At 73.8% G+C, this 16,423-nt stretch carries 3 protein-coding genes; all 3 read left to right on the top strand.

What is annotated here, in order from left to right:
* Positions 1-166 precede the first annotated feature (166 nt).
* The 3 genes from sbnA (at position 167) to ACIG5E_RS05220 (ending at position 16,400) form a co-directional block, all read left to right on the top strand.
* Positions 167-1,204, top strand: a complete 1,038-nt coding sequence (sbnA, locus tag ACIG5E_RS05230; protein ID WP_396531561.1) for a 2,3-diaminopropionate biosynthesis protein SbnA — start codon at positions 167-169, stop codon at positions 1,202-1,204.
* A gap of 62 nt (positions 1,205-1,266) precedes the next feature.
* A complete protein-coding gene (locus ACIG5E_RS05225) occupies positions 1,267-9,192 on the top strand; it encodes an amino acid adenylation domain-containing protein (protein ID WP_396531560.1) in 7,926 nt (2,641 codons plus the stop codon).
* Complete coding sequence (locus ACIG5E_RS05220) at positions 9,189-16,400, top strand: amino acid adenylation domain-containing protein (protein WP_396531559.1); 7,212 nt, start codon at positions 9,189-9,191, stop codon at positions 16,398-16,400. Before ACIG5E_RS05225 ends, ACIG5E_RS05220 begins: the two co-directional genes overlap by 4 nt.
* Positions 16,401-16,423: the final 23 nt, after the last annotated feature.

The following is a 16,423-nucleotide window of genomic DNA, read 5'->3' as shown; positions in this document are numbered from 1 at the left end:
GCGCTGACGGGCAACTGACCGGCAACTGACGGGCGGCTGACGCGCCCCGCCGAACTGTGGCGATGGGCAGCGCCCGGGCCCCGTCAGCAATCCGTCAGCCCCTCGTCAGCGACCGGCGGGAGGCTTGCCGCCGAGGCTAATTCGTCACCGAAGGCCAGGAGTCCCCGTGCCGGTCATTTCCGCGTCGCACGAATTCGAGGTCAGCGACCTCTTCGTGAATCTGCAGCCGATCTTCGGGCACCGCCTCTTCCTTAAAGTGGAGGGATTCAACTTCGCCGGATCCATCAAGCTGAAAGCGGCCCGTGAAATGGTCGCCCAGGCCGAGGCGTCCGGCGTGCTCGGCCCCGGCTCGACGCTGGTGGAGTCCTCTTCCGGGAACATGGGCGTGGCGCTGAGCGTGCTCGCCGCCGCCCGCGGCTACCGCTTCATCTGCGTCACCGACGCCCGCTGCAACGAGGCCACCCGGCGGACCATGGAGTCCTACGGCACCGAGGTGCACGTGATCACCGAGCCGCACGAGACCGAGGGCCTCCTCGGCGCGCGGATCCGGCACGTCAAGGCGCTGCTGGCCGCCGACGAGCGGCGGGTCTGGCTCAACCAGTACCTGAGCCCGGGCAACTGGATGGCCCACTACCGCACCACCGCACCCGCGATCGCCCGCCAGTTCCCGGACCTCACCGTGCTGTTCGTCGGGGCCGGCACCACCGGCACGCTGATGGGCTGCGCCCGGTACTTCCGCGAGCGGCGCCCCTCGGTGCGGGTGATCCCGATCGACAGTGTCGGCTCGGTCACCTTCGGCACCCCGCCGGCTACCCGGCACATCCCGGGCCTGGGCACCAGCGTGCGGCCGCCGCTGCTGGACGACTCGCTGGTGGAGCGCGCGATCCACGTCGAGGAGCACGACACCGTGCGCACCTGCCGCGAGCTGATGCGCGGCGGCTTCATGTTCGGCGGCTCCACCGGCACCGCGGTGAGCGGGGCGCTGCGCTGGCTGGACGAGCACCACGGTGACGGCACGGGCGGCGTGCGCGAGCGGGTGACGGCCGTGACCATCGCGCCGGACCTGGGCGAGCGCTACCTGGACACCGTCTACCACGACGAGTGGGTGGCCGGCTCGATCGGCCCGGAGGGCCTGCTGCCCGGCATCGAGCGCCGGGGGCTCGGTACGGGCGTCGGCGCCGGCCTGCAGCCGGCGACCGGCTGAATTCGAGAGTTTTCGAGGGTTTCCGAGGCAGGGCTGAGACGAGGATGACGGAGAACCACGCAGTGACGACGAACCGGGGCGCTGTCCTTCCGCTCACCTCGGCACAGGCCGAGATCTGGTTCGACGAGCAGTTCGCCGTCGGGCCGCTGGCCTACAACATGGCGGACTACATCGACCTGCACGGGCCGCTCGACCCCGAGCTGCTCGGCCGCGCCCTGCAGCGCCTGGGCCACGAGGCCGAGGGACTGCGGGTGCAGTTCGTCGAGGAGGACGGCGCGCCCGGCCAGATCATCCGCCCGCTCGCTCGAATCCCGCTGAAGACCTTGGACTTCAGCGAGGAGGCGGACCCGCGGGCGGCCGCCGAGCGGTGGATGCGGGCGGACCACGCCGACCCGATCAAGATCACCGATTTCCCGCTGTTCCGCGGCGCGCTGATCAGGATCGGCCCCGAGCAGCACCTGCTCTACCTGTGCATGCACCACATCCTCGCCGACGGCTTCAGCCGCGGGCTGATGTACCCCAAGCTCTCCGAGCTCTACACCCGGCTGGGCGCCGGAGCCACCCCGGCCGAGCTGGACGCCGATGCGATACCGGCGTTCCACCACCTGCTGGACGCCGAACGCAGGTACCTCGACTCCAAGATGGTCGAGAAGGACCGCGCCCACTGGACCGACCGCCTCACCTCCCCCCAGCACGGCGCCATGCCCGAGTTGGTCTCGCTCTCCGAGCAGGAGCCCGCCCCCGCCCGGGTCGCGCTGCGCGAGACCGCCCGGCTCTCCCCGGAGACCACCGCCGCGCTGCACGTCCTCGCCCAGGACGGCAAGGTCACCCTGCCGGTGCTGATGGTCGCCGCGATGGCCGCCTACACCCAGCGGGTCACCAGTGTCCCGGCGCCGCTGCTCACCCTGCCGGTCACCGGCCGGGTCGGCGCGGTCAGCCGCGCGATTCCCGGCATGCTCGCCAACTACCTGCCGCTGGCGGTCCGGGTCCGCCCGGAGATGACCCGCACGGAACTGCTGCGCGCCGCCTGGCGCGAGGTCGCCGGCACCCTGCAGCACCAGCGCTACCGCGGCGACCGGGTCCGCCGTGACATCGGCCTGCGGATCGACGACCAGCGCCCCTTCGGCCCCTTCATCAACGTGCTCGACCAGGACCCGGAGCTGGCCTTCGGCGCGGACTGCCGGGGCGTAGTGGTGAACCTCTCCACCGGCATCGTCAAGGACCTCATCATGACGGTCCTCAACGCGGACGACGGCACGGTGGAGCTCCACCTCGACGGCAACCCCGCGCTGTACAGCGCCACCGAACTCGCCACCCACTTGGCCCGGTTCGCGACCTTCCTGGGCACCCTCGCCACCATGCCCGCCGACCGCCCGATCGGCCAGGTCAGCCTGGGCGCGACCGGCGAACCGCTCGGGCTGCTCGGCACCTGGAACCGTACGGCCGAGCCGGACCAGGACCTGGTCGAGCGGGTCCGCGCCGTCGCGGCAGCGCACCCCGAGGCGGTGGCGGTCCAGGACGGCCACGAGCGGGTCACCTACCGCGAACTGCTCACCCGGGCCGCCGGGTTGGCCGCCCGGCTGTCCGCCGTCGGGGCGGGCTCCGGCGCGGTGGTCGCGATGTTCGCCGAGCCCGGCGTGCCCTTCGTCGCCGGCGTGCTGGCCGTCCAGGCGGTCGGAGCCGCCTACCTACCGCTGGACCCGACCGCGCCCGCCGCCCGCAACGCGGCACTGCTCACGGACAGCGGCTCCTGCCACCTGCTGGTCGGCGCCGGGTACGAGCAGCAGGCCGCCGAGGTCGCCGGTACGGGGGCCGCCGCGCTGCCGCTGGCCGACCCGGCCGATGCCGCCTGCACCGGGGAACTCCCTTCGGTGGGCACCGGGCTGGACCTGGCGTACGTGATGTTCACCTCGGGCTCGACGGGCAAGCCCAAGGGCGCGATGGTGCAGCGCTCGGGAATGATGAACCACCTGTGGGCCAAGGTCGGGGACCTCGACCTGGCCGCCGGCGAGGCCGTCGTCCAGAACGCTCCGCTGACCTTCGACGTGTCCGTGTGGCAGATGCTCGCACCGCTGGTCGTCGGCGGCACCGTCCGGGTCTCCGGCACGGAGATGGCGGCGGACCCGGCGGCACTGTTCGGCATGGTCCGGGACGAGGGCATCGCCGTGCTGGAGGTCGTCCCCTCGCTGCTGCGCGCCGCCCTGGACGGCTGGGACCTCGACGACAGCGCCCCCGAACTCCCCGAGCTGCAGTGGCTGATGGTCACCGGCGAGGCGCTGCCCGCCGACCTGTGCCGCCGCTGGCACGCCCGCTACCCCGACGTGCCGATGATGAACGCCTACGGCCCGACCGAGTGCTCCGACGACGTCACCCACGCCGTCATCGCGGTCGACGACGAACTCGGCGCCCGCGTGCCCATCGGCCGCGCCGTGCGCAACACCCGGCTGTACGTACTCAGCGACGAACTGCAGCCCGTCCCCGTCGGCGTGCCCGGCGAGCTGTACATCGGCGGCGCCGGCGTCGGCCGCGGCTACCTGCACGACCCCGCCCGCACCGCCGCGACCTTCACCGCCGACCCCTTCGCCGGCCCCGGCACCCGGATGTACCGCACCGGCGACCGCGTCATCCAACGCCCCGACGGACAGCTCGAGTTCATCGAACGCCGCGACCACCAGGTCAAGATCCGCGGCCGCCGCGTCGAAACCGGCGAGATCGAGTCGGTGATCCGCTCGCTGGAGCCGGTGACCGACGCCGCCGTGGCCGTCCTCCCGGACGCCTCCGGCAACCCCCGCCTGATCGGCTACCTCACCGGCCCCCACATCCAGCCGAGCCAGGTCCGCGCCGAACTCGCCCAGCTGCTGCCCGCCTACATGATCCCGGCCTCCTGGCTGGTCCTCGACACCATGCCGCTCACCCCGAACGGCAAACTCGACCGCAAGGCCCTGCCCCGACCCGACCTGACCGAACAGGCCAGCACCCGAACCCCACGCACCGAGCACGAGCGCATCCTCTGCGAGATCCTCGCCGAGGTACTCGGAACGACAAGCGTCGGCATCGACGAGGACTTCTTCGCCCTCGGCGGCGACAGCATCCGCTCCATCCAGGTGGTCAGCCGCGCCCGCAAGGCCGGACTGACCTTCACCACCCGGGACGTCTTCACCCACAAGACCGCAGCCGCCCTGGCCCGGATCGCGGGCGGCAGCGCCGGCCCCGAGCCGACAAGCCGCGAGGACGAGGGCGGCACCGGGCCGTACGAACTCACCCCGATCATCGCCCAGTTGCACGAGGACACCGGCAGCCTCAGCGGCCCGGTGGTCAAGTACAGCCAGCACGTGGTGGTCCGCGTGCCAGCCGAGCTGGACGCCGAACTGCTGGACGCGGCCCTGCACGCCGTGGTCGACCACCACGACGCGCTGCGCACCCGGGCCACCGAGCCCTCCCCCGGCCTGTGGCACCTCGAGGTGCTGGCCCCCGGGGCGCTGGACGGCGTCCGGCTGGCCACCACCGCCGAGGGGGGTACCGGCGAGGAAAGCCTTGCGGACGTGCTCGGATTCGCCGAGCGGCAGGCCGCGGCCGCCCGCGCCCGGCTGGACCCCGGCGCCGCCGTGGTGCTCCAGGCCGTGCTGATCCCCGCCGCGCCCGGCGCCGACAGTGCCCACCTGGTGCTCTGCGCCCACCACCTGGTCATCGACGGCGTCTCCTGGCGCGTCCTGCTGCCCGACCTGGCCGCCGCCTGCGCCGCGCTCGCCGACAGCCGCACTCCGGCGCTGGACCCGGTCGGCACCTCCTACCGTGCCTGGTCCCGGCTGCTCGGCGAGCAGGCCCGCACCCAGGTGCGCGGCGCCGAACTCGCCCTCTGGCAGGGCATCCTGGACGGCCCCGACCCGCTGGTCGGCACCCACCGGCTCGACCCCGAGACCGACGTGTACGGCACCCAGCGCACCCTGCGCCTGGAGCTCGGCCCAGAGGTCGCCGGCCCGCTGCTCACCGACGTCCCGGCGGCCTTCCACGCCGAGGTCAACGACGTGCTGCTGACCGGCCTCGCGCTCGCCGTCGCCGACTGGCGCCGCCGCCACGGCCACGCCCAGTACGCGCAGACCCTGATCGAGCTGGAAGGCCACGGCCGCGAGCAGCTCAGCGACAGCCTCGACCTGTCCCGCACGGTCGGCTGGTTCACCGCCGCCTTCCCGGTCCGGCTCGACCCCGGCGCGCTGGACTGGGACGAACTGTGGTCCGGTGGCCCGGCGCTGGCCGACGCGCTCAAGCGGATCAAGGAGCAGCTGCGCGCCCTGCCCGACCGGGGCGTCGGCTACGGCCTGCTGCGCTACCTCAACCCGCACGCCGCTCGCGTCCTCGCGGGCCGCCCCGGGCCGCAGATCGGCTTCAACTACATGGGCCGCTTCGACGCCCGGCGGAGCGGCGACTGGGAGCCGGCCGGCGGGGACGGCGTGGTCGGCACCGGCGCCCACCCCGGAATGCCGCTGCCGCACCTGCTTGATGTCACCCCTGCCACCGAGGACCGGCAGGACGGCCCGCACCTGATCGCCAACTGGTCCTGGGCCGGCCGCACCGTCGCCGAGGAGGACGCCCGAGACGTCGCCGAGACCTGGTTCCGCGCCCTGGAACTGCTCGCCCGGCACGCCGGACCGGGCGGCCACACCCCCTCCGACCTGCCGCTGGTCCGGCTGGACCAGCCGGAGATCGACGAGTACGAGGCCGAACTCGCCGCAGCCGGAACGGCGTTGGCCGACGTGCTGCCGCTCACCCCGCTGCAGCAGGGCATGCTCTTCCACGCCGACTACGACGCCTCCGAGCAGGACGTCGACGTCTACACCCTGCAGATCGTCGCCGACATCGAGGGCGAGCTCGACTCGGCCGCCCTGCGCGTCGCAGGCCAGGCCCTGCTCGATCGACACCCCAACCTGCGCGCCGCCTTCCACGCCCGGGCCGCCGGCGAGCCGGTGCAGGTGATCCCGCAGCACGCCGAACTCCCCTGGCTGGAAGCCGACCTGACCGACCTGCCGGAGCCCGCCAGGGCCGCCGAGCTGGACCGGATCACCGAGGCCGAGCGCACCCGCCGCTTCGACCTCGCCGCCCCGCCGCTGCTGCGCTTCGCCCTGGTCACCCACGGCGAGGGCCGGCACCGGTTCGTCTGGACCAGCCACCACATCCTGGTCGACGGCTGGTCGATGCCGCTGCTGGTCCGCGAGCTGTTCGCGCTCAGTTCCCCCGGCGCGGACGTCACCCTGCTACCCGACCCGGCCCCGTACCGCTCCTACCTCGCCTGGCTGGCCGGGCAGGACCGCGAGGCCGCCCGGACGGCCTGGCATCAGGCCCTGGCCGACCTGGACGAGCCGACCCTGCTGGTCCCGGCCGACCCGAACCGCGTCCCGGCGCTGCCGGAGGCCGTCCGCACCGAAGTGCCGCGCGAGCTGACCGCCGCGCTGGCCGGCTGGGCGCGCGACCAGGGGCTGACCCTCAACACCGTGGTACAGGGCTGCTGGGCGCTGCTGCTCGGCCGGCTCACCGGCCGCCAGGACGTGGTCTTCGGCGCCGTCACCTCCGGCCGCCCGGCCGAGGTGCCGGAGGTCGAGGCGATGATCGGCATGTTCCTCACCACCGTCCCGGTCCGGGCCCGGCTGCACCCCGGCACCACCCTCGCCGAACTGCTGCACGCCCTCCAGCAGCAGCAGTCCGCACTGCTCCCGCACGAGCACCTCGGGCTCGCCGCGATCCACCAGGCCGCCGGGCTGACCGGCGAGGCCTTCGACACCGTGGTGCTGTTCGAGAACTTCCCGCTGGACGAGCAGGGCCTCGCCACCGCCGAGGGCCCGCGTGTCGTCCGCGCCGAGGCCCGGGACGCCCGGCACCACCCGCTCAGCCTGGTGGTCCATCCCGGCGATGCGCTCAGCCTGCGGCTGGACTACCACCCGGGGCTGTTCACCCGGGACGAGGTCGAGCGGATCACGAGGGTCCTCCTGCACCTGCTGCGCACCGTCGTCGAGCGGCCCGAACTGCGGCTCGCCCAGGTCGACGTGACCGCCCCGGCCGACCTCACCGGCAACGCCACCCCCGGCGAGCTGGGCGGACTGCTCGGCACCTGGGACCCGACCGTCCCCGAGGAGAGCCTCGGCGTGGTCGAACGGGTCCGAGCGGTGGCCGAGCGCACCCCCGAGGCCGTCGCCGTGACGGACGGCAGCGGCTCGCTGAGCTACCGGGAGCTGGTCGAGACGGCCGGCGGCCTGTCGGCGGGCCTCACCGCGGCCGGCGTGGGCACCGGTTCGGTGGTCGCGATGCTGGCCGAGCCCGGCACGCCGTTCATCGCCGGCGTGCTCGGCGTCCTCGGCGCCGGCGGGGCCTACCTGCCGCTGGACCCGACCGCGCCCGCCGCCCGTAACGCCGCACTGCTCACGGACAGCGGCTCCTGCCACCTGCTGGTCGGCGCCGGGTACGGAGAGCGGGCGGCGGAGCTCGTTCCGGACGGTACGGTCACCGTCCTCGGGCTGGAGCAGGCGCTCTCCGCGCGCGCCCTGCCGGAGCCGGTGGGCACCGGGCTGGACCTGGCGTACGTGATGTTCACCTCGGGCTCGACGGGCAAGCCCAAGGGTGCGATGGTGCAGCGCTCGGGAATGATGAACCACCTGTGGGCCAAGGTCGGGGACCTCGACCTGGCCGCCGGCGAGGCCGTCGTCCAGAACGCTCCGCTGACCTTCGACGTGTCCGTGTGGCAGATGCTCGCACCGCTGGTCGTCGGCGGCACCGTCCGGGTCTCCGGCACCGACATGGCGGCCGACCCGGCGGCACTGTTCGGCATGGTCCGGGACGAGGGCATCGCCGTGCTGGAGGTCGTCCCCTCGCTGCTGCGCGCCGCCCTGGACGGCTGGGACCTCGACGACAGCGCCCCCGAACTCCCCGAGCTGCAGTGGCTGATGGTCACCGGCGAGGCGCTGCCCGCCGACCTGTGCCGCCGCTGGCACGCGCGCTACCCCGACGTGCCGATGATGAACGCCTACGGCCCGACCGAGTGCTCCGACGACGTCACCCACGCCGTCATCGCGGTCGACGACGAACTCGGCGCCCGCGTGCCCATCGGCCGCGCCGTGCGCAACACCCGGCTGTACGTACTCAGCGACGAACTGCAGCCCGTCCCCGTCGGCGTGCCCGGCGAGCTGTACATCGGCGGCGCCGGCGTCGGCCGCGGCTACCTGCACGACCCGGCCCGTACGGCCGCGACCTTCACCGCCGACCCCTTCGCCGGCCCCGGCACCCGGATGTACCGCACCGGCGACCGCGTCATCCAACGCCCCGACGGACAGCTCGAGTTCATCGAACGCCGCGACCACCAGGTCAAGATCCGCGGCCGCCGCGTCGAAACCGGCGAGATCGAGTCGGTGATCCGCTCCCTGGAACCGGTGACCGACGCCGCCGTGGCCGTCCTCCCGGACGCCTCCGGCAACCCCCGCCTGATCGGCTACCTCACCGGCCCCCACATCCAGCCGAGCCAGGTCCGCGCCGAACTCGCCCAGCTGCTGCCCGCCTACATGATCCCGGCCTCCTGGCTGGTCCTCGACACCATGCCACTCACCCCGAACGGCAAACTCGACCGCAAGGCCCTGCCCCACCCCGACCTGACCGAACAGGCCAGCACCCGAACCCCACGCACCGAGCACGAGCGCATCCTCTGCGAAATCCTCGCCGAGGTACTCGGAACGACGAACGTCGGCATCGACGAGGACTTCTTCGCCCTCGGCGGCGACAGCATCCGCTCCATCCAGGTGGTCAGCCGCGCCCGCAAGGCCGGACTCACCCTCACCACCCGGGACGTCTTCACCCACAAGACCGCAGCCGCCCTCGCGCAGATTGCCGAGGAGGCCGGCGCCGAGGCCTCCGCCGAGGCCGTCCCGGCGGAGCCCGAGGGCGGACTGATCGCCCTGTCCGACGAGGAACTGGCCGATCTGGAATTCGAGTTGAACGAGGAACTGTCGTGACGAGCGCCCCCAGAACCGGGACCAAGATCAGCGAGGTCCTGCCGCTCTCCCCGCTCCAGCAGGGACTGCTGTTCCTGTCCTCGTACGACCAGGCCGCGCCCGACCTGTACACCCTCCAGCTGGTCGCCGAGTTGGGCGGGCCGGGAGCGGGCGACGGCGAGCAGCTGGCCGCCCGGCTGCGCACCACCTCCGCCGAGCTGCTGCGTCGCCACCCCAACCTGCGCGCCTGCTTCCGCCACCGCAAGAGCGGCGAGCCCGTGCAGGTCGTGCTGAAGGAGACCGAGGTCTCGCCGGAGTGGGTCCGGCACGACCTGACCCACCTGCCCGAGGCCGAGCGCGAGGCCGAGGCCGAGCGGCTGACCCGTGAGGACCGGCTGCGCCGCTTCGACCTGGCCCGGCCGCCGCTGATGCGGTTCACCCTGATCCGGCTCGGCGAGGAGCGCCACCGCTTCCTCTGGTCGGTGCACCACATCGTCATGGACGGCTGGTCCTTCCCACTGGCCGTACGGGAGTTGGGCCTGCTCGGCGATGCCGCCACCGCGGCGGCGCTGCCCGCACCCGCGCCGTACCGGTCCTTCCTCACCTGGCTGAACGCCCGCGACCGGGCCGCCGCCCGTACCGCCTGGGCGGAGCTGCTGGACGGCCTGGACGGGCCGCTGCGACTCTGCCCCAAGGTGGGCTCGGCCCTCGAACTGCCGTCCTTCGCACGCCGGCTGCTCTCCCCCGAGCACACCGCTGCGCTGGCCGGCTGGGCGCGCGGCCAGGGCCTGACGCTGAACACCGTGGTACAGGGCTGCTGGGCGCTGCTGCTCGGCGGGCTCACCGGCCGCCAGGACGTGGTCTTCGGCGCCGTCACCTCCGGCCGCCCGGCCGAGGTGCCGGAGGTCGAGTCGATGATCGGGCTGTTCGCCAACACCGTGCCGGTGCGCGCCGAACTGCGCCCGGACCGGCGGGCGAGCGAACTGTTCGCGGCGCTGGCCGCGCAGCAGCTCGCGATGATGCCGCACGAGCACCTGCCGCTGGCCGAAGTGCAGGCCGCCTCCGGCCTGCAGGGCGAGCTGTTCGACACCGTGCTCGCCTTCCAGAGCTACCCGATCGACGAGGAGAGGCTGTACCGCGAGTCCGGCGGCACGGTCAGCGCGGCCCGGATCCTCTCGGCCACCCACTACCCGCTGAGCCTCACCGTCTTCCCCGGCGAGCAGCTGGACCTCCAACTCGGCTACCGTGCTTCGGCGTTCGGCGAGGCCGAGGCGGAACGGGTGATCGACCGGCTGGTGCGCATCCTGGAGCAGGTCGCCGAGGACCCGAACGCCCCGCTCGCCCGCCTGGGTACGCCCGAGCCCGCCGAGCTGGCCCGCATCCTCGGCGAGTGGAGCGGCGCCGGCACCGGCACCGCCCGGCGCGCCACCATCCCCGCGCTGTTCGCCGAGCAGGCGGCCCGCACCCCGGAGGCCGTCGCGATCACCGCGCCCGACGGCGTACTGACCTACCGCGAACTGGACGAACGCTCCAACCGCCTGGCCCACTTGCTGGTCGCGAGCGGCGCTGGGCCGGAGTCCTTCGTCGCCGTCGCCCTGCCGCGCGGCGCCGAGCTGATCACCGCCGTCCTCGCCGTGCTCAAGGCGGGCGCCGCCTACCTGCCGCTGGAGCCCACCCACCCGGCCGACCGGATCGGCTACACCCTGGGCGACGCCCGTCCGACACTGCTGCTGACCGCCTCCGGCCTGCTGCCGGAGGTCCCCGAGCTGCCCCGGCTCGACCTCGATGCCCCCGAAGCCGCCGCCGCGCTCGCCGGCTGCCCGGCCACCGCGCCCGCCACCACCGTGGCCCCGGAGCACCCGGCCTACGTCATCTACACCTCCGGCTCCACCGGCCGCCCCAAGGGCGTCGTGGTGCCACACCAGAACGTGGTCCGGCTGCTCGACGCCACCGAGCCCTGGTTCGGCTTCGGGCCGCAGGACGTGTGGACGCTGTTCCACTCGATCGCCTTCGACTTCACCGTCTGGGAACTGTGGGGCGCCCTGCTGTACGGCGGCCGGCTGGTCGTGGTCCCGTACGACGTCTCGCGCTCCCCCGACGCCTTCCTGGACCTGCTAGCCGCCGAGCGGGTCACCGTCCTCAACCAGACCCCCTCCGCCTTCTACCAGCTGATGCGTGCCGACGCCGAACACCCGCGCCAACTCTCCCTGCGCACGGTGGTGTTCGGCGGCGAGGCGCTGGACCTCGGCAAGCTCACCGACTGGTACGCCCGGCACGCCGAGGACGCGCCGCGGCTGGTCAACATGTACGGCATCACCGAGACCACCGTGCACGTCTCCCACTACGAGCTGGACGCCGCGACGGCCGCCGACGGAAGCGGCAGCGTGATCGGGCGCGGCATTCCCGACCTGAGGGTCTACCTGCTGGACGGCGCCCTGCGGCCGGTCCCGGCCGGGGTGCCCGGTGAGCTCTACATCACCGGCCCGGGCCTCGCCCGCGGCTACCTCAACCGGCCCGCACTGACCGCGGAACGCTTCGTCGCCTGCCCGTTCGAGAACGGCGGCACCCGGATGTACCGCACCGGCGACCTCGGCCGCTGGCGGCCGGACGGCACCCTGGAGTACCTGGGCCGCGCCGACGAGCAGGTCCAACTGCGCGGCTTCCGGATCGAGTTGGGCGAGATCGCGACCGCCCTCGGCCGACACCCGCTGATCGCCGAGGCGGCCGTGGTCGCCCGCGAGGACCGGCCCGGCGACCAGCGGCTGGTCGCCTACGTCGTTCCGGCCGACCCGGCGCAGACCGAACTCACGGCCGAACTACGGGCGTTCGCCGCCGACCGGCTGCCCGAGTACATGGTCCCCGCCGCCGTGGTCACGCTGCCCGCGCTGCCGCTGACGGCCAACGGCAAGCTCGACCGCCGCGCCCTCCCCGCCCCCGCCTACGCCACCTCGGCTCGCGCCCCGCGCAGCCGCGAGGAGGAACTGCTCTGCGGCGTCTTCGCCGAGGTGCTCGGGCTGGACCAGGTCGGCGTCGACGACGAGTTCTTCGCCCTCGGCGGCCACTCGCTGCTCGCCACCCGGATCGTCAACCGGGTCCGGGCCGAGCTCGGCGCGGAACTACAGGTCCGGGACCTCTTCGAGGCCCCCTCCCCGGCCCGCCTCGCCGAACGGCTGACCGGCGCCGACACCGCCGCCCCGCGCCGCGCCCCGCTCACCGCCGGCACCCGCCCCTCCGTACTCCCGCTCTCGTACGCCCAGCAGCGGCTCTGGTTCGTCGAGCACCTGGGCGCCCCGGGCGGGCTGTACCACATCCCGCTCGCCATCCGGCTCTCCGGCCGCCTCGACACCCTCGCCCTGGCGGCCGCGCTGCAGGACGTGGTAGCTCGGCACGAGGTGCTGCGCACCGTCTTCCCGCGCCGCGCCGACGACGGCTCCGGGCCGGCCGAACAGCGGGTGTTCACCCCCGCCGAGGCCGCCCTTCCGCTCCCGGTCAGCCGGACGACCGAGGCCGAGCTGCCCGCAGCGCTCGCCGCCGAGGCCGCCCAAGGCTTCGACCTGGAGAACGAACTCCCGCTGCGCGCCAGGCTCTTCGCCATAGGCACCGAGGAGCACGTGCTGTCCCTGGTGCTGCACCACATCGCCGCCGACGGCTGGTCGCTCGCCCCGCTCGCCCGCGACCTCACCGCCTGCTACCGGGCCCGCCGCGACGGCCACCACGCCGAACTCCCACCGCTGCCCGTCCAGTACGCCGACTACGCCCTCTGGCAGCGTGGGCTGCTCGGCGCGGAGAGCGACCCGAACAGCGAGCTGGCCAGGCAACTCCGCTACTGGACCGAGCGCTTGCGGGGCCTGCCCGAGGAACTGGCACTGCCCTTCGACCACCCGCGCGGCACCCGGGCCGACCACGGCGGCGCCGCCCATCGCACCACCGTGCCACCGCAGCTCGGCGAGCAGCTGCGCCGCTCGGCCGCCGACTGGGCGGTCAGCCCCTTCATGCTGCTGCGCACCGCCCTCGCCGCCCTGCTCACCCGGCTCGGCGCGGGCACCGACATCCCGCTCGGCAGCCCGATCGCGGGCCGCACCGACGAGCAACTCGACGAACTGGTCGGCATGTTCGTCAACACCCTGGTGCTGCGCACCGACACTTCCCCTCGCTCGGCCGGGGACACCCCTGTCGACGGCCCGTCCTTCCGTGAACTCGTTGAGCGGGTGCGGGAATCCGACCTGGCCGCCCACCAGCACCAGGACCTGCCCTTCGAGAAGCTGGTCGAGGTGCTCAACCCCGAGCGCTCGATGGCCCGGCACCCGCTGTTCCAGGTGATGATCGGCCACCAGCAGTCCAGCGCCGCCCCCGCCGCCGAAGACCCGCAACTGACGGTCACCGAACAGCCCGTCCCGGTCCGCACCGCCAAGTGGGACCTCTTCTTCCAGTTCACCGAGGCCCCCGGCGGCGACCTCGCCCTCACCCTCGAGTACCGCACCGACCTCTTCGAGCCCGCCACCGCCCGCCGGATCACCGAGGCCTACCTGCGGCTGCTCGCCGCCGCCCTCGCCGAGCCGACCGGCCCGCTCTCCCGGCTGGACCTGATCGCCCCCGAGGAGCAGGCCGAACTGCTCGCCGGCGGCACCCACCGGCTCGACACCCCGGACAGCACCCTCACCGCCCTGGTCGACCGCCGGATCGCGGCCACCCCGGAGGCCGTCGCCCTGGTCCACACCGAACCGGGCCGCCCCGACCAGCTCCTGCACACCAGCTACGCCGAACTCGACGCCGAGGCCAACCGCCTGGCCCACCTGCTGACCGCCCACGGCACCCGACGGGGCGAGCTGGTCGCCCTGCGCCTGGAACGCGGCCCGGCCGTGGTGCGCGCCCTGCTGGCGATCGCCCGCACCGGCGCGGCCTACCTGCCGATCGACCCGTCGTACCCCGCCGAGCGGGTCCACGACATGCTCGCCGACAGCGGCGCCCGGCTGCTGCTCACCCAGCGCTCCCTGGCGGGCCTCGAACTCCCCGCCGCCGTCAGCCCGCTGGTCCTGGACGCCCCGGAGACCGAAGCAGAGCTGGCCGACCTGGCTACCGACGGCCCCCAGGTCACCATCGACCCCGACGACCTGCTGTACGTCATCTACACCTCCGGCTCCACCGGCAGGCCCAAGGGCGTCGCAGTCTCCCACCGCGCCGCCGTCCGCCTGGTGCTGGGCCTGCCGGAAGTCGCACCGACCGCCGACGACACCTTCCTGTACTTCGCGCCGGTCGCCTTCGACGCCTCGACCTTCGAGATCTGGGGCCCGCTCGCCCACGGCGCCCGGCTGGCGATCCAGCCGCCCGGCCTGGCGGACCCGGAGGCCCTTGAGGACTTCCTCGCCCGGGCCGGCGTGAGCGTCGCCTTCCTCACCACCCAGCTGGTCAACACCCTCGCCGACACCCGCCCGCGCGCCCTGGCCCCGCTGCGCGCCCTGCTCACCGGCGGCGAGGCGCACTCCCGCGACCACCTGGACCGGCTGCGCGCCGCGCTGCCCGGCACCACCGTCTTCCACGTCTACGGCCCCACCGAGGCCACCACCTTCGCCACCAGCCAGGACCTCGGCCGCGCCGACGGCACCGTCCCGATCGGCCTGCCGATCGGCGGCACCGCCGCGTACGTCCTGGACGAGGCGCTGCGCCTGGTGCCGCGCGGCGTGGTCGGCGAGCTGTACCTGTCCGGCGACGGCCTGGCCCGCGGCTACCTCAACCGGCCCGCACTGACCGCCGAACGCTTCATCGCCGACCCGTACGGTCCGCCCGGCACCCGGATGTACCGCACCGGCGACCTGGTCCGCTGGGACCGGCACGGCCGGATCGAGTACGTCGCCCGCGCCGACCAGCAGGTCAAGATCCGCGGCTACCGGATCGAACTCGGCGAGATCGAGGGCCTGTTGGCCGCTCACCCGGCCGTCGCCCGGGCCGCCGTCCTGGCCCCCGCCGATGCCTCCGGCCAGCGCCGCCTGGTCGCCTACCTGGTGCCCGCAGAGGACCGGCCGGCGCCCGAACCGGCCGAACTGCAGCGCCACCTGTCCCGCTCGCTGCCCGGCTACATGGTCCCGGACGCCTACGCCGTGCTGCCCGAGCTGCCGCTGAACGCCAACGGCAAGCTGGATGTCCGTGCCCTGCCGGAGCCGGGGGTCGTACCCGGCTCGGCTCGGGCCCCCCGGACCGGGCCCGAACGGCTGCTCTGCGCCGCCGTCCAGGAGGTACTCGGCCTGGAGCAGGTCGGCCCGGACGACTCCTTCTTCGCCCTCGGCGGAGACAGCCTCAAGGCGATCCGGTTGGTCAACACGGCCACCCGGGCCGGCCTGCCGCTCACCCTCGGCGCGGTCTTCGAGCACCGCACCCTCGAGGCCCTGGCGGCCGCCTCGAACCCGGCGGACGCCCACAGCCTCGACCTGCTCGCCCCCGTCCTGCCGATCCGCCCCACCGGCAGCCGCCCCCCGCTGTTCTGCGTGCACGGCGGCCTCGGCTTCGCCCTCCCCTTCGCCGCCCTCGCCGAGCACCTCGATCCCGAGCAGCCGGTGTACGGCCTGCAGGCCCGCGGCCTGTCCGACGACGGCCCGCTGCCCAGCGACCTCGGCGAGGTCGCCGAGGAGTACCTGGCACGGATCCGGGCGATCCAGCCACACGGCCCGTACCACCTGCTCGGCTGGTCCTACGGCGGGGTGGTCGCCCACGAGATGGCGGTACGGCTGCGCGCCGCTGGCGAGCGGGTGGCTTACCTGGCCAACCTGGACGCCTACCCCGACGACGCCGGGGGCGCCCGGCCCACCGACGCCGAGTTCCTCGCCGACTTCCTCACCGAGGCCGGCGCCGCAACCGAGGCCGTTGCGCCCCAGGAGCTCACCCCGCAGGGCGTCGCCGCCTACCTCGCCCGCACCGGCGGCCCGCTCTCCGGCCTCGAACCGGCCCTGTTGGAGCGCCTGTTGTCCGTCATGCGGAACAATCTGGAGCTGTTCCAGAAGTTCACCCCGGGCCGCCTCGAAGGCTGCCCGATGACCCTGTTCATCGCCACCGGCGGCCCCCGGCACCTCACCCCGGAGGAGCGCGCCCTCAAGCTCAAGAGCTGGGAGCCGTACGTCGGTTCGGCCGTCCGCGCGCACGACGTGGACAGCGGCCACCAGCAGCTGCTGCAACCCGGCCCGGCCGCCGCGATCGGCGCCGTCGTCGAAAAGACGCTCGCCGCCCTCGACCACAGTTGACCTGACGAACTACCACCAGGAGA

Origin of the sequence: Kitasatospora sp. NPDC053057 (genome assembly GCF_044546945.1) — a bacterium.
Lineage (GTDB): Bacteria > Actinomycetota > Actinomycetes > Streptomycetales > Streptomycetaceae > Kitasatospora.
Note: the sequence above shows the minus strand (reverse complement) of the source record. Positions and strands in the feature narration are given on the sequence as shown.